Source organism: Serratia proteamaculans (genome assembly GCF_949794035.1).
Lineage (GTDB): Bacteria > Pseudomonadota > Gammaproteobacteria > Enterobacterales > Enterobacteriaceae > Serratia > Serratia proteamaculans.
Window position 1 is genome coordinate 4,887,502 of sequence record NZ_OX461105.1, and the last position, 19,490, is coordinate 4,906,991.

Annotated in this window: 20 protein-coding genes; 10 read left to right on the forward strand and 10 right to left on the reverse strand. The window is 56.9% G+C overall.

Annotated features, from left to right (window positions below):
• The first annotated feature begins 85 nt into the window (after positions 1-85).
• Positions 86-1,075 (forward strand): quinone oxidoreductase, encoded by a 990-nt coding sequence (locus QOT07_RS22715; RefSeq protein ID WP_207977284.1) that lies wholly within the window; start codon positions 86-88, stop codon positions 1,073-1,075.
• 118 nt (positions 1,076-1,193) lie between these two features.
• The gene (locus QOT07_RS22720; RefSeq protein WP_283603948.1) at positions 1,194-1,625 is read left to right on the forward strand and encodes a lysozyme inhibitor LprI family protein; all 432 of its coding nucleotides are present in this window, start codon (positions 1,194-1,196) and stop codon (positions 1,623-1,625) included.
• A gap of 314 nt (positions 1,626-1,939) precedes the next feature.
• Here the strand turns inward: QOT07_RS22720 and pspG are convergent, their stop codons facing one another.
• Positions 1,940-2,158, reverse strand: a complete 219-nt coding sequence (pspG, locus tag QOT07_RS22725; RefSeq protein WP_085119725.1) for an envelope stress response protein PspG — start codon at positions 2,156-2,158, stop codon at positions 1,940-1,942.
• Between the two features lie 158 nt (positions 2,159-2,316).
• Positions 2,317-3,327 (reverse strand): tRNA dihydrouridine(20/20a) synthase DusA, encoded by a 1,011-nt coding sequence (gene dusA, locus QOT07_RS22730; protein WP_207977280.1) that lies wholly within the window; start codon positions 3,325-3,327, stop codon positions 2,317-2,319.
• A 205-nt stretch (positions 3,328-3,532) separates the two neighbouring features.
• On the opposite strand from dusA, the gene QOT07_RS22735 reads away from it, so the two are divergent.
• The 4 genes from QOT07_RS22735 to zur all read left to right on the forward strand — a co-directional run bounded on the left by QOT07_RS22735 (position 3,533) and on the right by zur (position 6,045).
• Positions 3,533-4,066, forward strand: a complete 534-nt coding sequence (locus tag QOT07_RS22735; protein ID WP_099063591.1) for a tetratricopeptide repeat protein — start codon at positions 3,533-3,535, stop codon at positions 4,064-4,066.
• 37 nt (positions 4,067-4,103) lie between these two features.
• Positions 4,104-4,604 carry an RNA polymerase sigma factor gene (locus tag QOT07_RS22740; protein ID WP_198404438.1) on the forward strand — a complete coding sequence of 167 codons (501 nt, stop codon included), beginning with the start codon at positions 4,104-4,106 and terminating at the stop codon, positions 4,602-4,604.
• Positions 4,601-5,359 carry an anti-sigma factor family protein gene (locus QOT07_RS22745; RefSeq protein WP_261416451.1) on the forward strand — a complete coding sequence of 253 codons (759 nt, stop codon included), beginning with the start codon at positions 4,601-4,603 and terminating at the stop codon, positions 5,357-5,359. Before QOT07_RS22740 ends, QOT07_RS22745 begins: the two co-directional genes overlap by 4 nt.
• Positions 5,360-5,532: 173 nt before the next feature.
• Positions 5,533-6,045: a zinc uptake transcriptional repressor Zur gene (gene zur / locus QOT07_RS22750; RefSeq protein WP_012147151.1), complete on the forward strand. Its 513-nt coding sequence runs from the start codon at positions 5,533-5,535 to the stop codon at positions 6,043-6,045.
• 108 nt (positions 6,046-6,153) lie between these two features.
• On the opposite strand, the gene QOT07_RS22755 is transcribed toward zur, so the two are convergent.
• From QOT07_RS22755 to QOT07_RS22770, 4 genes are all read right to left on the reverse strand, one after another.
• On the reverse strand, positions 6,154-6,363 hold the full coding sequence (locus tag QOT07_RS22755; RefSeq protein WP_012147152.1) for a CsbD family protein: 210 nt from the start codon (positions 6,361-6,363) through the stop codon (positions 6,154-6,156).
• Between the two features lie 303 nt (positions 6,364-6,666).
• Positions 6,667-8,013 (reverse strand): MATE family efflux transporter DinF, encoded by a 1,347-nt coding sequence (gene dinF / locus QOT07_RS22760; RefSeq protein WP_283603949.1) that lies wholly within the window; start codon positions 8,011-8,013, stop codon positions 6,667-6,669.
• Positions 8,014-8,114: 101 nt separating this feature from the next.
• Positions 8,115-8,723 carry a transcriptional repressor LexA gene (gene lexA / locus QOT07_RS22765; RefSeq protein WP_012147154.1) on the reverse strand — a complete coding sequence of 203 codons (609 nt, stop codon included), beginning with the start codon at positions 8,721-8,723 and terminating at the stop codon, positions 8,115-8,117.
• Positions 8,724-8,844: 121 nt separating this feature from the next.
• Positions 8,845-9,213 carry a diacylglycerol kinase gene (locus tag QOT07_RS22770; RefSeq protein ID WP_085119730.1) on the reverse strand — a complete coding sequence of 123 codons (369 nt, stop codon included), beginning with the start codon at positions 9,211-9,213 and terminating at the stop codon, positions 8,845-8,847.
• Positions 9,214-9,362: 149 nt separating this feature from the next.
• On the opposite strand from QOT07_RS22770, the gene plsB reads away from it, so the two are divergent.
• Entirely contained in the window at positions 9,363-11,828 is a 2,466-nt protein-coding gene (plsB, locus tag QOT07_RS22775) for a glycerol-3-phosphate 1-O-acyltransferase PlsB (protein WP_283603950.1), read from the forward strand.
• Between the two features lie 59 nt (positions 11,829-11,887).
• On the opposite strand, the gene ubiA is transcribed toward plsB, so the two are convergent.
• Positions 11,888-12,760, reverse strand: a complete 873-nt coding sequence (gene ubiA, locus QOT07_RS22780) for a 4-hydroxybenzoate octaprenyltransferase (RefSeq protein WP_112347176.1) — start codon at positions 12,758-12,760, stop codon at positions 11,888-11,890.
• A 17-nt stretch (positions 12,761-12,777) separates the two neighbouring features.
• A complete protein-coding gene (ubiC, locus tag QOT07_RS22785) occupies positions 12,778-13,302 on the reverse strand; it encodes a chorismate lyase (RefSeq protein WP_283603951.1) in 525 nt (174 codons plus the stop codon).
• A gap of 396 nt (positions 13,303-13,698) precedes the next feature.
• Between ubiC and QOT07_RS22790 the strand changes: the two genes are divergently transcribed.
• Genes QOT07_RS22790 through QOT07_RS22800 form a run of 3 tightly spaced genes read left to right on the forward strand, consistent with a single transcriptional unit; the run spans position 13,699 to position 17,111 of the window.
• A complete protein-coding gene (locus tag QOT07_RS22790; RefSeq protein ID WP_283603952.1) occupies positions 13,699-15,081 on the forward strand; it encodes an MFS transporter in 1,383 nt (460 codons plus the stop codon).
• Between the two features lie 22 nt (positions 15,082-15,103).
• On the forward strand, positions 15,104-16,105 hold the full coding sequence (locus QOT07_RS22795; RefSeq protein WP_207977271.1) for a LacI family DNA-binding transcriptional regulator: 1,002 nt from the start codon (positions 15,104-15,106) through the stop codon (positions 16,103-16,105).
• Between the two features lie 22 nt (positions 16,106-16,127).
• Positions 16,128-17,111 (forward strand): nucleoside hydrolase, encoded by a 984-nt coding sequence (locus tag QOT07_RS22800; RefSeq protein ID WP_219017103.1) that lies wholly within the window; start codon positions 16,128-16,130, stop codon positions 17,109-17,111.
• Positions 17,112-17,166: 55 nt separating this feature from the next.
• On the opposite strand, the gene malM is transcribed toward QOT07_RS22800, so the two are convergent.
• The gene (gene malM, locus QOT07_RS22805; protein ID WP_283603953.1) at positions 17,167-18,075 is read right to left on the reverse strand and encodes a maltose operon protein MalM; all 909 of its coding nucleotides are present in this window, start codon (positions 18,073-18,075) and stop codon (positions 17,167-17,169) included.
• Between the two features lie 95 nt (positions 18,076-18,170).
• Positions 18,171-19,466, reverse strand: coding sequence for a maltoporin (locus tag QOT07_RS22810; RefSeq protein WP_129936894.1), 1,296 nt, complete (start codon positions 19,464-19,466; stop codon positions 18,171-18,173).
• Positions 19,467-19,490: the final 24 nt, after the last annotated feature.

A 19,490-nucleotide genomic window follows, 5' to 3' on the forward strand; every position in this document is an offset into this window, starting at 1 on the left:
AAGGTATCAATCCGCAACAGGGCAAACTGGATCGTCGATGCTAAAACGCGTAGGGTGAAATCAGACTCCCACACGAGGTAATGAAATGGCAAAGCGCATCCAATTCTCCGCCACCGGCGGCCCGGAAGTATTGCAATACGTTGATTTTACCCCCGTAGACCCGGCAGCCGGTGAGGTACAGGTCGAGAACAAGGCGATCGGCATCAACTATATCGACACCTACGTCCGCAGCGGTCTGTACCCGCCCGCCAAGCTACCGAGTGGGTTGGGCACCGAAGCGGCCGGGGTGGTGATCAAGGTCGGTACCGGCGTCAGCGCGGTGAAACCGGGTGACCGGGTGGTATATGCCCAATCATCGCTTGGCGCTTACAGCGAAGTCCACAATGTTGCGGTAGAAAAAGTGGCGCTGTTGCCGCATAACCTGAGTTTTGAGCAGGGAGCGGCGTCCTTCCTTAAAGGGTTGACGGTGCATTATTTGCTGCGCCAGACCCATGAGGTACAGCCGGGCGAAGTGTTCCTGTTCCATGCCGCCGCGGGAGGTGTCGGGCTGATTGCCTGCCAGTGGGCCAAAGCGCTTGGGGCCAAACTGATCGGCAGCGTCGGCTCCGACGAAAAGGCGGAACTGGCAAAACACGCCGGCGCCTGGGCAACCATCAATTACCATAAGGAAGATATCGCCCAACGCGTGGCTGAACTGACACAGGGCGAGAAAGTCGGCGTAGTGTACGACTCGGTAGGCCAAAGTACCTGGCAGGCCTCACTCAACAGCCTGAAGCGCCGTGGCCTGATGGTCAGCTTCGGTAATGCCTCCGGCCCGGTCACCGGCGTCGATCTGGCGCTGCTTAACCAAAAAGGCTCGCTGTACGTCACCCGCCCTTCGCTTAACGGCTACATTACCAACCGGGCTGAGCTGCAGTATGCCAGCAATGAGCTATTTTCGTTGATTGGCAGCGGGGCTATCAAGGTCGACGTGAAGGAAGAGCAAAAGTTTGCGCTGGCCGATGCGCAACGTGCCCATCAGGTGCTGGAAAGCCGTAACACCAGCGGTTCAAGCCTGCTGATCCCCGGCCGCTAAGACAAATATCCTTACAAAACGAAGGCAGTATAACGTGCTGCGAAGCATCGAATAATTACCGCAAATGGAATATGATCCTCTGGTATTTAATGTTGATCAATAAGGAAATAAATCATAAATGAAACTGAAAATGCTGACCGCAGCACTGGTTTTCACCGCAGCTCCTGCTTTACTCTCCACAGCGCAGGCCGCCAGCCAGAACACCGAGAAAAACGCGTTGATGAAGTATCACTATTCCGCGGTTTATACGCAGTGTATGGACCAACAGGGTGGCAACACGCCTGGTGCAGCAGCCTGTATTGAAGCGGAATTAAAGCTTTGGGACACTCGCTTGAACAAATCCTACAAGGAATCTCTCAAGTTTAAAGCCGCACCAGAAGCCTGGCGTCAGGCGCAACGCGACTGGCTGAAGTTCAAAGACAGTCAGTGTATGGCATTGGTCGCGGCACCCCATGGTTCCGGCGATATGCTGGATTCTGCCATGTGTGAGCTGAATATGACCCTGGAACGCACGCTGCAGCTTGAAAGTGATACCTGGCCGGCAGCCTGATATCTCGGGATGGTGACCAATAGAAAAAGGCTCCTTACGGAGCCCTTTCTATTACTGCATTTGTAGGGGTAGAGCAGAGTCCGCCAGAGACAGGGGGTTGCTTGAGCAACACTCGTATTGGGTATTATTGTCTCTTGCGGTGATGAAATCGGTCGCATCGCTGCATCGACAAACATGCTAACAGCCCGGAAACGCAAAAAACACGGCTAATACGCCGCATTAGCATTTAAAACACCAAGCTGTGATCGCTGCCGCATTCAGAGCAAGTCTGTTGCGTGGATTTCAGCGTGACCGACTGATTGTTCGACAAAAAATCAGTAACGGCGTATTTGCGGTTTCTGCATCGAACGGTAGATCCAAACGACCACCACCGCCAAAATCAGCCACGGCAACAGCTTAATTACCATCGCAAACAGGCCGCCGATCAGCATAAACGCGGCTGCCACCAATAACGCGGCGAACACACCCAGCAGCGAAATCCCGGTCACCATCAGCATGACGACAAAACCGACCAGAAAGAAGAGTTCCAACATGATTTTGCTCCTTCGCAAAACAAAGTATCTGCTGAGCTATTACAAGAAGCGTGCCAACACGGCGTAAAAACTAAGTGATTGAAATTAAAAAAAAGGCACATCACATAACGCGACATGCCTGGTCAAAACAACTAACTTTTAGTCAGATTTTATCTCTGTTATGCCATCTCGGTACGCGGTAAGCGCACCAGGTCCAGTGCCTGCTCAACCACCCGGGCATCGGCCCCTGGCTTGTGGGCATTTTCGCTCAAATGTCGGCGCCACTGGCGCGCTCCCGGGATCCCCTGGAACAGGCCCAGAATATGACGGGTAATATGGCCCAAATAAGTGCCGTTCGACAGTTCACGTTCGATGTAAGGGTACAGCGACTCAATAATCGCCACGCTGTCCATCACGTCGGTCTGGCGGCCAAACAGTTCGCTGTCGACCCGCGCCAGAATACCTGGGTTCTGATAGGCTTCGCGCCCCATCATCACACCGTCCAGGTGCTGCAGGTGCTCCTTCGCCTCTTCCAGCGTTTTTACCCCGCCATTTATGGCCAGAGTCAACGTTGGAAAATCACGTTTAAGCTGATAGACGCGCGGATAGTCGAGCGGCGGCACTTCGCGGTTCTCTTTCGGACTCAGGCCAGACAGCCAGGCCTTGCGCGCATGAATGGTGAACATGTCGCACTCGCCACGCCCGGCCACGGTGGCAATAAAATCACACAGGAACTCGTAGCTGTCCTGGTCGTCGATGCCGATACGGGTTTTTACCGTCACCGGGATCGACACCACGTCACGCATCGCCTTGATGCAATCGGCAACCAGCGTTGCCTGCCCCATCAGACAGGCACCGAACATGCCATTCTGCACCCGATCGGACGGACAACCGACGTTGAGGTTAATCTCGTCGTAGCCGCGCTGCTCGGCTAGTTTGGCACAGTGTGCCAGGGCGGCCGGATCGCTGCCGCCCAATTGCAGCGCCACCGGATGTTCTTCTTCGCTGTAGGCCAGATAGTCACCCTTGCCGTGGATAATCGCGCCGGTGGTCACCATCTCGGTGTACAGCAGCGTTTCCTTGGTCAGCAGGCGGTGGAAGTAACGGCAATGACGATCGGTCCAGTCGAGCATCGGCGCGATGGAGAAACGATTGGCGGCGTATTTTGGGGCGTTGTTGTCTGTCGTCATGCTGGGCTACTGGCTACCTGATTCTGTCTGGTTTCAACGAACGGCATGCTGCCGCAAACGGCTATTATAACGACAATCGGCGGCATTGTGAAAACCGCCGTGCCGCCGGGTTAAAAAAGAACCTTAAAAAACGAATAAAAAAGCCCTGTCGGGTGTTCACTCGACAGGGGTGCAGCTCAGCACCCTTCCCAATGAGGAAACAACCATGAACAGTTTCGTGAAACGCCTGCTGTTGCCTGTGATTGCCGGTTCTTTGCTGTTTTCCGGGGCGGCCCTGGCGATGGGCGGTGACAGTAGCGGCCAGACCACGCCCACCTGCCCGAAAGGCCAGATATACGACACAAAAACCAAGACCTGCATGGTGGAAAAAAGCAGTATGATCGACGACAACGATCGGGCGAACTATGCCTATGCGCTGGCAAAAAGCGGTCGTTACCAAGAAGCGCTCGATATGCTCAATACCCTGAAGGATCCCAACACCGCCGTGGCGCTCAACTACCGGGGTTATGCTACCCGCAAGCTCGGCCGCACCGATGAAGGGATCGGCTACTATTTAAAATCAGTGGCGCTGGATCCGAAATACCCAAAAGTCCGTGAATATCTGGGCGAAGCCTATATGGTCAAGGGCCGTCAGGACCTGGCGAAAGAACAACTGAAGGTGATCCAATCGCTGTGTGGCACGGGCTGCGAAGAGTACCGCGATCTGGCTGCGGCCATCGATAACCACCCAGAATCATGATCTAGCCGAACCGGAGGCAAACATCAGTAGCGACGCGATCCGCAACGAAATAGGCCAGTATCTATCCCGCCTGTGGCGCTACGGCCTGGTGCTTTCCCACCGGCGGGATGTTGCCGACGATTTGGTGCAGGCCACCTGTGTGCGGGCGCTGGAGCGCGCCGCACAGTTTGCCGTGGGGACGCGTATGGACCGCTGGCTGTTTGCCATCCTTCACTCCATCTGGCTTAACGAGATCCGCGCCCAGCATATCCGCCAGGGGCAAGGTTTTGTCGACGTCGATGAACTGACCGGGGTAGAAAATAGCGAGGATCCGATTTGGGCTAATGAGGTGATGCAACGCGTGAACCGGCTGCCGGAAGCGCAGCGGAACACGCTGTTTCTGGTGTACGTGGAAGAGCTTTCCTACCGTGAGGCCGCCGAGGTGCTTGGCGTTCCCATTGGCACCATCATGAGCCGTCTGGCGGCGGCACGCCTGAGATTGGCAAACGACAGCGTGCTGCAAAGCCGCTCACCGCAGGCAAAAGGAGAACAATCATGAGTTCAACCTACAGCGCGGATGAACTGTTGGTCGCCTATCTGGATAATCAACTGGATCCACAACAGCGCCAGCTTCTGGAACAGCGCCTGGGCGGCGAACCGGCACTGGCCGAGCGTTTATCGTTACTGGCACGCAGCAACCTGCCCTTTAAGCAGGCATTTGATCCTTTGCTTGATGAAGCGCCGGTACAACGGCTGCGGACCGAAGGCCCCCTTACTGCCCCTGCAATGCAGCATGGTGTCAGCCGGCGTGGCCTGATAGCCGCCGCCGTCGGTTTTTTAGCACTGGGCATCGCAGGCGATCGCGCCTATTTACAACTCAATCAGCCAGAAGAGAACTGGCGCGGTTTGGTCGCCCAGTATATGGCGCTATACACACCTGAAACGCTGGCAGGCTACGATGACACGGCAACGCAGATCGCCCATCAGTTACAGCAAACCGGCGAGCGACTGGGTATCGCCCTCTCGGCACCGAAATTGATACTGAGCGGCGCCGAGTTGAAAAACGCCCGCGTGCTGGCTTACGACGATCGGCGTATCGCTCAATTGACCTGGCAGGATGCGCAGTATGGTGCGCTAGCATTGTGCATCATTCAGCAATCGGGCAAACCGCTGCCCGCAGAGAGCGAGCGCCGCCAGGGCATGAACGTAGTCTACTGGGCCGATGGCCGTCATGGCTTTATGCTGATTGGCCATAATCCCGCGCCGGACCTGGCCGCATTGGCGGGTCGCTTGCAACACTCACTCGCCAGCTAAGGATTGACTGCCTCCGACTTCAGCCGCCAAGTGTGAACATCATCACAATCCAGGCTGGCGGCAGGCGGTAAACCAGTCGATTAGTGCGCCATATCAGAGGAAAAGGGGCCGACTCTCGGCGATTCGGCTGAAGCATGGTAAAATCGGCTTTTTTACGTACCGGGAAATTTGCCATGAACTCAAGCACCCAGGAAAAGCTGCTGGCGCAGGCTGAACAACTCTGTCAGCAACGCAATGTGCGACTGACACCGCAGCGGCTGGAAGTGTTACGCCTGATGGCACAGCAGCCCGGTGCCATCAGCGCTTACGACCTGCTCGATCTGTTGCGCGTCGCCGAACCTCAGGCCAAACCGCCAACGGTGTACCGTGCGCTGGATTTCCTGCTGGAACAGGGGTTCATTCATCGGGTTGAGTCAGCCAACAGCTACGTGCTGTGCCATCACTTTGAACAACCGACGCATACTTCCGCGCTGTTTATCTGCGATCGCTGTGGTCAGGTGACCGAACGGACGACCGAAGGGGTCGAAGAGACGCTGCAAAAACTGGCGAAAGAGTCTGGTTTTGTCCTGCGTCACAACGTGGTGGAGGCCCATGGCCTGTGTGCGGGATGCGTTGAGGTAGAAGCCTGTGACAGCAAGCATGACTGTGGCGAACACGATCACAGCATTGCCATCAAGAAGAAATAGGTTGGGTTTTCAGGTACCTCCCTGTACCTGCGGCCATAGCGTCAAGGGGATAAAAACGCCAGGCCTTTAAAAGTAGCCTGTGGCCGCAATCCGCTGCGGCCCATCGCGTTACCAGCGATATTTGTTGTGGTCTTCCCAAGATTTCACTTCTTTCTCGGCCGCCTCTTTCTGGTAGCCGTAACGTTCCTGAATTTTACCAACAAGCTGTTCGCGTTTCCCTTCAATGACCGTCAGATCGTCATCGGTCAGCTTGCCCCATTGTTCCTTCACTTTCCCTTTAAACTGCTTCCAGTTACCGTCGGCTTGATCTTTGTTCATAACCTCTCCGTTACCTGTGATTAGTCAGTTTTAAAAACTCGTCGCTGGGCTTAACTGAGTAATAATGTTGGTCAATCGACCAGAACAAATGGAATACTTATTCCCATTCATTCCGCCAGCCACATGATTAACTATAGCCACAGATAGCGATAAAAAGGAAAAAGTCAGGATAAAAATTCGCCAAATAAATATAATTTAGTAAAAACCCCGACAGAACAGCAAGTAAGCGGAAACAATTTGGCTCAAGAAAATGTAACTTAATATGAATAAAAAACATAAATAAAATTAATGTTTAAATGCTTTTTATCGTGCCGAATCCGCTGCAAACCAGGTCCCATCCACTCTGTGGCGATGCCAAATCCAACCGAGTGCGATGCCACGCAGTGAAAGAAATACCGCCAGCGCCAGCCATAGCCCATGATTGCCCAGTACCGGTAGGGTAAACAGCGTCAGGCCATAACCAGCCGCCGCCACTGCCATGCTATTACGCATTTCTGCGCCGCGGGTGGCACCAATAAACATGCCGTCCAGCAAATAGCACCATACCCCCACCAATGGCAGCACCACCTGCCACGGCAAATAGTGGTTCGCCAGTGCGCGCAGCTCCGGTAAAGAGGTCAACGCCGCAATAATTTGTTGGCCGGTCACGGCATAGAGCAGGCCAAAGCCCAACGCCACCAGACAGGCCTGCCGGCAAGCCGCACGCCATACTTTACGCAGTTGGCTATCGTCACGGGCCCCATAGGCATGGCCCGAATGTGCTTCCACCGCGTAGGCAAAACCGTCGAGCGCGTAAGCCGTAAAGGTCAGCAAATTCATCAGTACCGCATTTACTGCGACCACCTCGCCGCCAAGCCGGGCACCGAAAATAGTCAGCGAGGCAAAACACAGTTGCAGCAACAATGAACGCAGCATAATGTCGCGATTCAATGCCAGCAGACGCCGCAGATTACCGCGCCAGGCCTGACGCAGCATCGGCACAGAAATACCGCGTATGCGCATCACTCGCCAGGATAGCCCTAACCCCAGCAGCAACGTGGCATATTCAGAGATGGCAGTCGCCGTCGCTGCACCCTGCACGTTCCAGCCCAGCCCCATCACCAGCCAGATATCCAATACGATATTCAGCAGATTGCCGACAATCAGCAGGATCACCGGCGCACGCACGTATTGCACGCCAAGCAGCCAACCCAGGATCACCATATTGGCCAGCGCCGCCGGGGCACTTAGCCAGCGGATCTCGAGGAATAAACGAGCCTGCTTCAGCACCGCCCCGTCACCACCGACGATTTTTAGCGCCAACTCAATCAGCGGATAGCGCAGCAGTACAATGGCCACCCCGGCCAACACGGCCAGCAGCAAGGGTTGCATAAAGGCACGCGCCAGCCCCTGCGGATTTTGCGCCCCCAGCGCCTGTGCGGTCAGTCCGGTGGTACTCATACGCAGGAACAACAGCAGCATAAACAGGAAACTGGTCGCCATGGAGCCCACCGCTACACCGCCCAAATAGGTCGGGCTATCGAGGTGGCCGATCACCGCGGTATCCACCAGCCCAAGCAATGGCACGGTGATATTGGAGAAAATCATGGGCAGCGCAAGGCGCCACAGGGCTTTATCGGTATCGCTGGTGAAGGCAGAAAGCAGGCGCATAGTGAAATGTTCCCGTGGCAGTGCGGTTTTAATCAGTCAGAAATGACATCGCCCCAGAGCTGGGGCGACTTAAATCAGAGGACGGTGTTCGAGCGTAGGGATTAAACCCAATCGCCGTTGCGGATCACACCGACCGCCAGACCTTCAATGGTGAAATTCTGCTGACGCAGATCGACCACAATCGGCTGGAATTCGCTGTTTTCCGGCAGCAGCTCAACCACGTTACCGTGTTTTTTCAGGCGCTTGACCGTGACTTCATCTTCAATGCGCGCCACGACGACCTGGCCATTACGCACGTCCTGGGTTTTATGCACCGCCAGCAGATCGCCGTCGAGAATACCGATGTCACGCATCGACATGCCGTTAACCCGCAGCAGGAAATCCGCACTTGGTTTGAACAGGGAAGGATCGACCTTGTAGTGCCCTTCGATATGCTGTTGCGCCAACAGCGGCTCACCGGCGGCTACGCGGCCAATCAGCGGTAAACCTTCTTCATCTTCCATCAGCAGGCGAATACCACGCGAAGCGCCGGAGATGATCTCGATGACGCCTTTACGCGCCAGCGCTTTCAGGTGTTCTTCTGCGGCATTTGGCGAACGGAACCCCAGACGCATGGCGATCTCGGCGCGCGTTGGCGGCATGCCAGTGGACGAAATATGATCGCGAATCAGATCATAGACCTCTTGCTGTCTGGTAGTTAGTGCTTTCATTCCGCCCCCTGTTTGTTTATACAGTCTTGCTGTGAGTATATACAGGTAAGTGCGGCTTGGGAACCGAAGAGTGAATAAAAATCAGGGATTAGCGACCCGCGTCGCAACAGAACTCCCCCACTCAGGCAAAGTGCTGCCACAGCACCGAACCCCAGACAAACAGCGCCAGAATAATCGCCAGCAAGACCGCCGCCGAGCCCATATCCTTTGCCCGGCCGGAGAGCTCATGATGTTCGGTGCCCACCCGGTCGACAATCGCTTCAATCGCGCTGTTCAGTATCTCGACGATCATCACCAGCAACACCGATCCGATCAGTAAAATGCGCGCTATCGCACCCACGTCCAGCCAAATCGCCAGTATGATAGCCAGCACCGTTGCCACCAATTCCTGGCGAAACGCCGCTTCGTGCTGCCAGGCGGCGGAAAAGCCTTTATAAGAGTAGCCGGCAGCTTTAATAATACGGGTCAGGCCGGTTGCTTGCTTTGTCATGTTTTTTAGTGCCTTTCGCAGAGGTAAGTCATAATTAAACAGTCTAAGCCAGGAAACGCTCCCGGCTCTCGGTTTTCCAACACCACAGATCTGCTACCCGGATTCTGGTATGCTTGCGGCGCATTGCTAACAAGAGGCTTCACGTTGTTATGTCAGGTTGGCGTAAAATTTATTATAAACTATTGAATTTACCACTCAAACTGTTGGTAAGAAGTAAGGTTATCCCTTCAGATCCGGTCACGGAGTTAGGGTTGGATCCCTCACGGCCGATTCTGTATGTTTTACCTTATAATTCCAAGGCGGATTTACTGACGCTGCGCACCCAGTGCCTGGCGCAAGATCTGCCCGATCCCCTCAATCCGCTGGAGATAGACGGTACCGTGCTGCCCAGCCACGTGTTTATTCACGACGGCCCGCGCGTATTCCGTTACTACACGCCGAAAGAAGAGTCGGTAAAACTGTTCCACGACTATCTGGATCTGCATCGCAGTAATCCGGAGCTCGACATTCAGATGTTGCCGGTCTCGGTGATGTTCGGCCGCTCTCCGGGGCGCGAAGGTCACGGCACCCCGCATCTGCGTCTGCTGAACGGCGTCCAGAAATTCTTCGCCGTGCTGTGGCTCGGCCGCGACAGCTTTGTCCGTTTCTCCAATACCGTTTCCCTGCGCCGCATGGCGACTGAACACGGTACGGACAAAATCATTGCGCAAAAACTGGCACGCGTGGCGCGCATGCACTTCTCGCGTCAGCGTCTGGCCGCCGTCGGTCCAAGCCTGCCGGCCCGTCAGGACCTGTTCAACAAGCTGTTGGCGTCCAAGGCGATCGAAAAAGCGGTCGAAGACGAGGCTCGCAGCAAGAAAATTTCCCACGAAAAAGCCCAGCAGAATGCCATAGCGCTGATGGAAGAGATCGCTGCCGACTTCTCTTACGAGACGGTGCGCCTTTCCGATCGCGTGCTGAGCTGGACCTGGAACCGCCTGTATCAAGGCATCAACGTCACTAACGCCGAACGCGTGCGTCAGTTGGCGCAGGACGGCCACGAGATTGTTTATGTGCCCTGCCACCGCAGCCACATGGACTACCTGCTGCTGTCCTACGTGTTGTATCACCAGGGTCTGGTGCCGCCGCACATTGCTGCCGGCATTAATCTCAACTTCTGGCCGGCCGGGCCGATCTTCCGCCGTCTGGGCGCTTTCTTTATCCGCCGTACTTTCAAAGGCAACAAGCTGTACTCGACGGTGTTCCGCGAATACCTCGGCGAGCTGTTTACCCGCGGTTACTCGGTGGAATATTTCGTCGAAGGCGGCCGTTCCCGTACCGGACGTTTGCTGGAGCCGAAGACCGGCACCCTGTCGATGACCATTCAGGCGATGCTGCGTGGCGGTACCCGCCCTATCACACTGGTGCCGATCTACATCGGTTACGAGCACGTGATGGAAGTGGGCACTTACGCCAAAGAGCTGCGTGGTGCGACCAAGGAAAAAGAGAGCCTGCTGCAGATGCTGCGCGGCCTGCGCAAGCTGCGCAATCTTGGCCAGGGTTACGTCAACTTCGGCGATCCGTTGCCGTTGACCACCTACCTGAACCAGAATGTGCCGCAGTGGCGTGAATCGATTGACCCGATCGAATCCCAGCGCCCAAGTTGGCTGACACCGACGGTCAACGATCTGGCGGCAAAAATCATGGTTCGCATCAACAATGCTGCCGCTGCCAACGCCATGAACCTGTGTTCCACGGCGCTGTTGGCCTCACGCCAGCGTTCGCTGACCCGTGAGCAGTTGCTTGAGCAGTTGGAATGCTATCTGCAACTGATGCGCAACGTGCCTTATGCCAGCGACGTTACCGTGCCAACCCAAACGCCGGATGAATTGCTCGACCACGCGCTGAACATGAACAAGTTCGAGGTGGAGAAGGATAACATCGGCGATATCATCATCCTGCCGCGCGAGCAGGCGGTGTTGATGACCTATTACCGTAACAATATCCATCACCTGCTGGTTCTGCCTTCGCTGATCGCCACTATCGTGATGCACCACCGCCGGGTATCGCGCGCCGAACTGCTACGGCAGATTGGTCTGATTTACCCGATGCTGAAGGCCGAGCTGTTCCTGCACAACGATAAGGAACAACTGCCGGAAGTGCTGCGACCGCTGATCGATGAAATGATCCGTCAGCAACTGATCTGCGACAAAGGCGACGATCTGGTGCTAAACCCAGCGCGTATCCGGCCGCTACAGCTGTTGGCCGCCGGTGTCCGTGAAACGCTGCAACGCTATGCCATCACCATGTCGATCCTCAGCGCTAATCCGAGCATCAACCGCGGTGCGCTGGAGAAAGAGAGCCGTATCATGGCCCAACGCCTGTCGGTACTGCACGGTATCAATGCGCCGGAGTTCTTTGACAAGGCGGTGTTCTCCACCCTGGTGGCGACGCTGCGTGAAGAAGGCTACATCAACGACATCGGCGATGCGGTCCGTGAGCACACCATGGAGGTGTACAACATGCTGAGCGATTTGATTACCCCGGAAATCAAGCTGACCATTGAAAGCGTCAGCATGCCGGCGGAAACCAACGCCCTGCCGGAGACGGCCGCAGTGGAAGTGAAAGAAGACTGATTCACTGATACTAAAACGAAAAAGGCACCCTCGGGTGCCTTTTTTATTGCTGTAAATCGTTAGCCCTGCCAGTAGCTCAACGCGATGCCGAGAAACAGCACCAGCCCAACGTAGTTGTTGTCCAGGAACGCTTTAAAGCAGGCGTCGCGTTCCCGGGTGGCGATCTGCTTTTGCTGATGGATAAACAAAGCGCCTGCCAGCAACAGCGACCAATAAAAAGCGCCGCTCATCTGCGTCAGATAGCCGACCCACAGCATCAACAGCAGCGTGGCGAACTGCAGCAAACCGACGATCAGTTTGTCGTAGCGGCCAAACAATATGGCGGTAGATTTAACGCCAATCTTCAGGTCATCGTCACGGTCAACCATGGCGTACAGCGTGTCGTAAGCCACGGTCCAGCAGATATTGGCCAGCAGCAACAGCCAGCAGCTCAGCGGCAGTGATTCGCTAACGGCGGCATAGGCCATCGGAATGCCCCAGCCAAACGCTGCGCCCAGCACAAACTGCGGCAGATGGGTGACCCGTTTCATGAACGGATAGGCCCATGCCAGCGCCAGCGCTGCCAATGACAGCCAGATAGTCATCGCATTCAGCGTCAATACCAGCCCAAACGAGATCAGCACCAGCACCACAAACAGGATCTTGGCCTCTTTCTCGCTCACCCGGCCACTCGGCATCGGCCGCCCGGCAGTCCGCTTTACGTGGCCATCTACGGCGCGATCGGCATAGTCATTCACCACACAACCGGCGGCACGCATCATGAAGACCCCGACCACAAACACCACCAGAACAGACAGCGACGGTACGCCCTTTCCCGCCAGCCACAGTGCCCACAACGTCGGCCATAGCAACAGTAAGGTGCCAATCGGCTTATCAATGCGCATCAGATGGCTATAAGCCTGCCATTTGCTTTGAATCACGCTTCCCTCCAAGGTATTTCCTCTCCTCATTATTCGGGGTCTACACGGCCCGCAGCGTACAGCGGTGAAGCCGGTAAAAACAGTTCGGTCAGCAACAGCGGCTTTCCCGCCAGTCGCAGGCGGGAGCGGCGCGCCCACAACGCATCTTGCCGACCCATATGAATATAATCGCGGGTCAGGTCATCGCTGCCGAACAGATAGCGGCCCAACGGCAATGTACCCAAATCCACCAGCGCCAGATCCGGGCCGGTCAGCGTTTCCTGCGGGATCACCGTGCGCCCCAACAGCCAGGGCTGGTTGTCGCCCAACAGCACCACTTCACGCAGCCAATAGCGCGGGCTGTCCGGCAGGTGTTCGGCCTCTTCACCCAGTTGCTCGCGGGTCAAAAAACATTCGCGCTGCGGCTCAACGTGCACCCGCCCGCAGTGGCGTTCAAAGCGACGCGTCATGGAACCGGGCTCCATCAGCCAGTCGCTGACGGCGGCGGGCACCGGAGGATGTTGCGCAGATAACCACTCCAGCGGCGGTAGGATCGAATCCCTATTGCCAAACATTGTTCTACTCCATGCCTGACGCCGCGCCCTGCGGCCGCGCCAGACCAGACAAACTGTTAACAGGCGCTCATTGTAACGCAGAAATTCAAAAGCGGCAGGCTGATTCGTGGGGTCACACGCAGCAAAATACGCGCCGAAAAAGCACCGCGATGTCATCTTTCTGCCATCTGTTTTCTTTACCTTCGTTCCCCGGAGCGATGGGAATTCTGTGATCTTCAGCAAACTTTCATCTCTGCAGCATTGTTTTATCTACGCGCGTAGATACCCTTGTACTGCAGCGTTGAATCGCCATCAGTCCGACACTTTGTCAGCAAACTTTCTTGCCGACACCAGGGAAACCATCTTTACCGCGATCACGCCATAGGTGTGGCGCAGACGAAAGAGGATATCAATGCCATGAGCGAAACAACGCTTGCAACCCCAAAGGCCACCGACGAAACGTTGGCGGCCGATGAACGTTTGGCCACCAAAGAAGGGCGCGGTCAATTCTGGCGCGCCACTTTCTCATGCTGGCTCGGTACGGCCATGGAGTATGTCGATTTCGCCCTGTATGGCCTGGCGGCCGGCATGGTATTCGGCGACGTGTTCTTCCCCGAGGCCACCCCCATGATGGCGCTGCTGGCCAGCTTCGCCACCTATTCCGTCGGTTTTATCGCCCGCCCTATCGGCGCATTGGTTTTCGGCTGGATTGGCGATCGTAAGGGCCGCCGCGTAGTGCTGCTCACCACGGTAGCGTTGATGGGCGCTTCTACCACGCTGATCGGGCTGATCCCCTCCTATGCACAAATCGGCGTCTGGGCTCCCATCTGCCTGGTGATCCTGCGTTTTGCTCAGGGCTTCGGGGCCGGGGCCGAGCTTTCCGGCGGTGCGGTGATGCTGGCGGAATACGCACCGGCCAAACGACGGGGACTGGTCGCCTCAATCATTGCGATCGGATCCAACAGCGGTACCCTGCTGGCCTCGCTGGTGTGGTTGTTGATCTTGCAGTTGGACAAAGCGGATCTGATCGCCTGGGGCTGGCGCATTCCGTTCCTCGCCAGCATCCTGATCGCTGGGGGTGCTTTGTACCTGCGCCGTCACGTGCGTGAAACGCCGGTGTTTGAACGCGAGCTACAGCAAAACCGTCAGCGGATGCTGGACAACACTCCCGTTGCCGCGGATAACCGCAGCTACCTGCAACGCACCAAAGCCTTCTGGATCATGCTCGGCCTGCGCATTGGCGAAAACGGCCCATCCTATCTGTGCCAGGGCTTTATCGTAGGCTACGTCGCCAAGGTGTTGATGGTGGATAAATCGGTGCCGGCGCTGGCGGTAATGATCGCCTCGCTTTGCGGCTTCCTGGTGATCCCCCTGGCGGGTTGGCTTTCCGATCGTTTCGGCCGCCGTATTACCTACCGCTGGTTCTGCCTGTTGCTGGTGTTGTACGCCTTCCCGGCGTTCTGGCTGCTCGATAGTCGCGAACCGGCGATAGTGATTTCGGTGATTGTGGTCGGCATGTGCATCGCATCGCTGGGGATTTTTGGCGTACAGGCCGCCTACGGCGTGGAGCTGTTCGGCGTCAAAAACCGCTACTCAAAAATGGCGTTTGCCAAGGAACTGGGTTCGATCCTCTCCGGCGGTACCGCACCGCTGATCGCGACCGCGCTGCTGGCCGGTTTCGGTCACTGGTGGCCTGTCGCCTGCTATTTTGTTGTAATGGCAGGCATTGGCTTAATCACTACCTTCTTTGCACCAGAAACCCGCGGCCGCGATCTTAACCTGCCGCAGGACGCGGTGTGATCAGGGCGCACAGGAACCCAACTTGGATAATCAATCCGCACGGCGCATCACCCGTGCCGACGTCGCCCGCGTAGCGGGCACCTCGGTTGCGGTCGTCAGCTACGTGATCAACAACGGCCCGCGTCCGGTGGCAGAAGCCACCCGTCTGCGGGTGCTGGCGGCGATCGAGCAAACCGGTTATCGGCCGAACGATATCGCCCGGGCATTGGCTTCCGGCAATACCCTCACCTATGGGTTAGTGGTGCCCGACATTTCCAACCCGTTTTTTGCCACGCTGGCACGGGCATTACAGCGCGAGGCGTTCAGTCATGGCCGCGTGCTGCTGTTAGGTGACGCCGGCGACGACCGGCAGCGCGAGCACGACCTGATTAACCACCTGCTGCGCCGTCAGGTTGATGGGCTGCTGTACACCAGTGTCGATCGCCATCCGTGGTTCGATCTGATCCGCGCCTCCGGTACCCCCTGCGTGATGATCGACACCATCGACAGCCATGCCGGCATCTGCGCCATTCGCGTCAATGAACGCGACGCCGCCTGCCAGGCCACACGCCACCTGTTGCAGCACGGCTACCGGGAACTCGGCATTTTTGTTGGCCCGCTGACCATGCTCAATGCACAGGATCGTCTGAACGGCTGGCGCGACGCCCTGCTCGAGGCCGGTATCACGCCGCGCGAAGAGTGGATTTTTGAAGCGCCCTATACCCGCCAGGGCGGCTATCAGGCCAGCCAGAAAATGCTGCAAGGGCCCCGTCCGCGAGCCATCTTCACCTCCAACGAGCAGCAGGCACTCGGCTGCCTGTCGGCGTTGGCGGAACATCAGCTGCGGGTGCCGGACGATCTGGCTATCATTTGCTTTAACGGCACTCAGCAATCCGAGTTCAGCGTACCGCCGCTCAGTGCGGTCGAACAGCCGATCGACGCCATGGCCAGGCAGGCCATCGCCATGCTGGCCGCCGGTGCCGCGCAGCCAGAGCTGCACGAGTTCGCCTTCCAGCTGCATATCCGCCGATCGTGCGGCTGCTAGTTTATTGATTCAGGTAACTGCTATGCGTTTGATTATTGATTGCGATCCCGGCAACGGCATTCCCGGTGCCAACGTTGACGACGGGCTGGCGCTGGCGCTGGCACTGGCGGCCAAACCGCAGCTCTCACTGGAGCTTGTCAGCATCGTGGCCGGCAATACGCCACGCGACGTCGGCTTTGCCGTGGCCAACCATCTGCTACAACAAACCGGTTATCAGGTACCTGTGGTGGCAGGCGCGGCGCGAGCATTGAATGAAGCGCCAGAGCCCTGGCGCACCCATCTGGATCGTGCGATTACCGATCCGCAGCTGGCGGCTCTGTGGCGTAATACACCTTATCCGCAAGCAGCAACGACACCAGCACCGAACGCCGCCGTCGCGATCGGCGAACTGATCTGCAATCACCCCGGCGAAATCACCCTGGCGGCGATCGGCCCGCTGACCAATATTGCCCATGCCCTGCAGCTGTACCCGCAGATGGCGCAGGCGGTGAAGGAAATCGTCATTATGGGGGGAGTGTTCAACGTCGAGGGCTACATCAAGGACACCAATTTCGGCCTGGATCCAGAGGCCGCACGGCAGGTACTGACCAGCGGTGCCAACATCACGCTCGCCCCGCTGGACGTCACCACGCAAACCATGCTGACCCAGGCAGACCTGCTACAGATGACCCAGCCGGACACGCCGCTGTGCCGCTACCTGCGGGCCACAACCCAGCCCTGGATCGACTATTCCCGCCATACCCGCCATCTGCCGGGTTGCTGGATCCATGATGCACTGGTCATCGCCTGGCTGCTGGAGCCGCAATTGGTCACTACCGAGGAGTATTTTGTCGATGTGGCGCTGGAAGGAGCCATGACGCGAGGCAGCTCCCGTCGCTGGCGACCGGAAAGTCTGCGCCTGACGGTCGGCATGCCGGAACCCGAAGGCCAACCAGTGCGGATAATGCAGCAGGTGGATAACGCGCGTCTGCTGGCGTTGATCGGCGAAACGCTAGCTCGCGAATGAAAAAAGGTGCGCCGGGGCGCACCAATCATCAAGCCAGCATCGGCAGCGTCGGGTACTACCCCTTGCCTTTCACGCTGCCAATAAACGTTTCACGCGCTGTGGTAGAACCCAGTTTTTCAGCCTCATTCATCAGTTTCAGCGCTTTATCGATATCGCCCGCCTTCACCGCCTGTTTGATGCCGTTGTTAAAGTAAGTTTCAGTGTCATTCAGCATCGGTTCCGCCGGTTTGGTCGGTGCCGGTGCCGGAGTCGGTGCAGCCGCAATCGCCGCGGTGGAACCCACCACCACTGGCGTCGCCGCCGGTGCCGGTTGCAGCATACCGATCATGATATTGCCGCTGCCCTGTTCAGCCGTCACTTTCAGTTTGATGGTGCCACTGGTGCTGTGGCTGGCAATCGGATCCGGAATATCCGGCACCGCGTTGCCCACGCCCTGCGCATAAGCCTTCGCCGGGTTAGTCAATTGGGTGGTTTTCGCCAGATCCTGACGGGTGGTGTACACCAGCAGATAAATTTGTTTCTGGCCGAGCGCCGGGGTCAGTTTCAACGTGCCCTCAAGGCGATCGGACGACATTGCCCCCGGAGGCTGATAAGGGAAGTAGCTGCTCGGGTAATAGGCGGCCGGACGCAGGTGCTCATCCAGCACCAGTACGCTCGGGGCGTAAATGGCGTTGTTCTTGCTGATGCTGCTCAGCGTGACTTCCAGCGAGCCGCGATCGGCCGGCAGCGTATAGGCGGCAATAGCGCCCTGAATGTCACCCTGATTAATTTGCGGGCTGACATTATCCAGTTTTACGTCCTGGCTGACCGGCGGTACCAGCGGTTGCCATGGCAGGCTTTGCAGCGTGCTGGCGCTAATAGCCGGAGCGATGGAAACATTGGCCGGTGTATCGGCATTGGCCACCAGTGGCGCGCCCACGGTAAGGGCCAGTGACAGGCAGAGTGACAGCAGATTCTTTTTCATTGTTATACCCCATGGTATCCGACGCGGCTCAGGCAAGAGAGACGGTGTCGGCGAATACAGGTTGGGGAGAGCACCTGGCTCTCCCCGTTATCTCATTACCACCAGATTTCCATCTGGGCGCCGAAGGTGACTTCATCGTCATTACCGCGGCTGAAGGTATGCATGCTGGTGTCGTTGTACGCGGTACCTGAGGTGTAACCGGTGCCGGAATCGCTGTTAGCGTAACCCCATTTCTCATCCCACTTGGCGTAGGTTGCAAATACGCGGATCGCCGGACGGGACCAGATGCTGTTGCCCGCCTGCCACTGTTGCGCCAGGGTGACTTTGTACTGGCCGTTGCGATCTCCGGTACGCTGAGATTTCACGTTGTCGTAACCGGCTTCCAGCAGGGTGCTCATGATTGGCGTCCATTTGTACATTGGGCGCACGCCCACGGTGTACCAGGTGGTGCCATTGTTGTTGTCGCGATCGATATCCTGGAACATGGCGACATACATCATCGCCCATTGATCGTTGAAGTCGATGGCGCCGTGATCCAGCACGCGGATCATCTTGCCGTTGTTGTCGATGGTGGAGCCCTGACTACGGCCGTTGTTCTGCGAAGTCATAGAATCGGTGGCGTACTGCAGCACAAACTTGTTGTAGCCGGTCAGGATGCTCTGGGTATGTTCCGCAGTCACCAACCAACCGTCTTTGCTGGCACCGTCAGCCAGGCTGTAGCCGTCCTGCGCGTTAGCCCGGCCGTAGTCCAGGCCCAGCTCCAGGGTACCGCCCGGGTTCAACTCCAGACCGGCCAAACGCACGTCGAAGGTGTCGTTGACGGTAGGGCGTTGGTCCAGTTCATTATCCAGATAACCGTAAGAACCGCCGGATTCGGAGTTACGGGTCACGGCAGCAGACAGCTTGCCGAAGCCCAGATCGATGTTTTCCAGACCCGCACCCGGGCCGGAGATATCCCAGTAGTAGAAGTCGATCATATGGACGTCATGACGCTGATAGAAACGCTTACCGGCCCACATATTGGCCCCCGGCAGCCATTCGATCAGGTTTTTACCCTGCACGTTCACTTCACGGAAGCCTGGCGTCACATCTTCCCAGTCAGAACGTTGTGAAACCGAGTAAGCCAGGTTGGTATCGAAGTAGAAGCTTTTGTCGCCTTCTTTCCACACTTCCTGACCCAGCTTCAGTTCGGCGTAAGTTTCACATTCGTTACCGAGACGGTATTTGCTGTCGGCGCCGGTGGCCTTGAAGCACTGTTGCTCACCACCGCTACCGGTCCAGCCAATGCCGGAACGGGCATAGCCTTTAAAATCAAGGGCCATTGCCTGAGTGGTGAGAACACCAGCGGCGATTGCCAGTGCCAGAGGAAGTTTGCGCAGAGTAGTCATCATTATTCTCCTGTTATACAGACTGTG

Excerpts from the sequence above, each read along its gene's own strand:
- QOT07_RS22715 (WP_207977284.1), top strand. The coding sequence starts at position 86 with ATGGCAAAGCGCATCCAATTCTCCGCCACCGGCGGCCCGGAAGTATTG.
- QOT07_RS22720 (WP_283603948.1), top strand. The coding sequence starts at position 1,194 with ATGAAACTGAAAATGCTGACCGCAGCACTGGTTTTCACCGCAGCTCCT.
- pspG (WP_085119725.1), bottom strand. The coding sequence starts at position 2,158 with ATGTTGGAACTCTTCTTTCTGGTCGGTTTTGTCGTCATGCTGATGGTG.
- dusA (WP_207977280.1), bottom strand. The coding sequence starts at position 3,327 with ATGACGACAGACAACAACGCCCCAAAATACGCCGCCAATCGTTTCTCC.
- QOT07_RS22735 (WP_099063591.1), top strand. The coding sequence starts at position 3,533 with ATGAACAGTTTCGTGAAACGCCTGCTGTTGCCTGTGATTGCCGGTTCT.
- QOT07_RS22745 (WP_261416451.1), top strand. The coding sequence starts at position 4,601 with ATGAGTTCAACCTACAGCGCGGATGAACTGTTGGTCGCCTATCTGGAT.
- zur (WP_012147151.1), top strand. The coding sequence starts at position 5,533 with ATGAACTCAAGCACCCAGGAAAAGCTGCTGGCGCAGGCTGAACAACTC.
- QOT07_RS22755 (WP_012147152.1), bottom strand. The coding sequence starts at position 6,363 with ATGAACAAAGATCAAGCCGACGGTAACTGGAAGCAGTTTAAAGGGAAA.
- dinF (WP_283603949.1), bottom strand. The coding sequence starts at position 8,013 with ATGCGCCTGCTTTCTGCCTTCACCAGCGATACCGATAAAGCCCTGTGG.
- lexA (WP_012147154.1), bottom strand. The coding sequence starts at position 8,723 with ATGAAAGCACTAACTACCAGACAGCAAGAGGTCTATGATCTGATTCGC.
- QOT07_RS22770 (WP_085119730.1), bottom strand. The coding sequence starts at position 9,213 with ATGACAAAGCAAGCAACCGGCCTGACCCGTATTATTAAAGCTGCCGGC.
- plsB (WP_283603950.1), top strand. The coding sequence starts at position 9,363 with ATGTCAGGTTGGCGTAAAATTTATTATAAACTATTGAATTTACCACTC.
- ubiC (WP_283603951.1), bottom strand. The coding sequence starts at position 13,302 with ATGTTTGGCAATAGGGATTCGATCCTACCGCCGCTGGAGTGGTTATCT.
- QOT07_RS22790 (WP_283603952.1), top strand. The coding sequence starts at position 13,699 with ATGAGCGAAACAACGCTTGCAACCCCAAAGGCCACCGACGAAACGTTG.
- QOT07_RS22800 (WP_219017103.1), top strand. The coding sequence starts at position 16,128 with ATGCGTTTGATTATTGATTGCGATCCCGGCAACGGCATTCCCGGTGCC.
- malM (WP_283603953.1), bottom strand. The coding sequence starts at position 18,075 with ATGAAAAAGAATCTGCTGTCACTCTGCCTGTCACTGGCCCTTACCGTG.
- QOT07_RS22810 (WP_129936894.1), bottom strand. The coding sequence starts at position 19,466 with ATGATGACTACTCTGCGCAAACTTCCTCTGGCACTGGCAATCGCCGCT.